The sequence below is a fragment of the Dellaglioa sp. CoH-57-MRSF-20 genome (genome assembly GCF_056781955.1).
Genome location: NZ_JBXAXV010000033.1, coordinates 1 through 842 on the forward strand (window position 1 = coordinate 1; position 842 = coordinate 842).

Here is an 842-nt window from a genome sequence, read left to right on the forward strand (position 1 = left end):
AGTACTCAAGCCATCAATGCTGTTCAGACTTCCGGTCGCTTGCTGGGTGGTAGCAGCGGCGTTGTTTCCGTGTTCTACGCTGGTTACGGATTGATGGCGGTTGCAGCTAATTCCGCGCTGAACACGGCGGGCGCATGGTCTAGTTTTTCGGTAACAGCCGCTGCGTGGACTGCGCCGGGGCCATCTGGTGATTACATCTTGGACATGGCATTCTTGCCCGCCGCAAACCGATACATCTTTGCTACGTCTCGTGGCCTGATGTTCGCAGCCAATCCGGGAGGGACACCGGGTACACCCAGTCCGCTGTCCGGAACAGTGACAATGACGCTGGCTCAGAGCACTACTGCAACTCTTCCTACCCAGCTTATTTTGGTTGGCAGCACCATGTTCGCAGTAACAACCTGCGGTGCTGTGTACAGCACTACAGACGGTGTTACATGGACTCTTACGGGAACTCCGCTAACAAATTTGTCGGGCGGTGGCTACGTCAATTACCTGTACGACGGCAGCAAATACGTTCTGTTCACAACTTCGTCCACGGGCATCATTGCGACAACACCAGACATGGTAACCAATTGGCAGGCCATGAACGTATATGAGGCTGGGGACGCGACAGCAACCGGATTGACAGGCGGGGTTGGCAGTGGACTAATTGTTTCGCAGTCTGGGGCACCTGCTGCTAACGGCCAGTTCACACCAGCCACAACAAATGGTGGCTTTTTGCACCTATTCGTTACTGGGGCATCGGGCGGAAACCGCCAATGGGGTATCCTAAACTCCGTTGCTAACAATTCGGCCTTTGTAAGCGGGTCCCTGTCTGCGACCACTAATCTGTACCATTA

Annotated in this window: 1 protein-coding gene; it reads left to right on the forward strand. The window is 54.5% G+C overall.

The window, feature by feature from the left end:
- Positions 1-842 (forward strand): hypothetical protein (locus AC1RPN_RS07890; protein WP_481763666.1); only part of this gene is annotated, 842 nt, incomplete at both ends.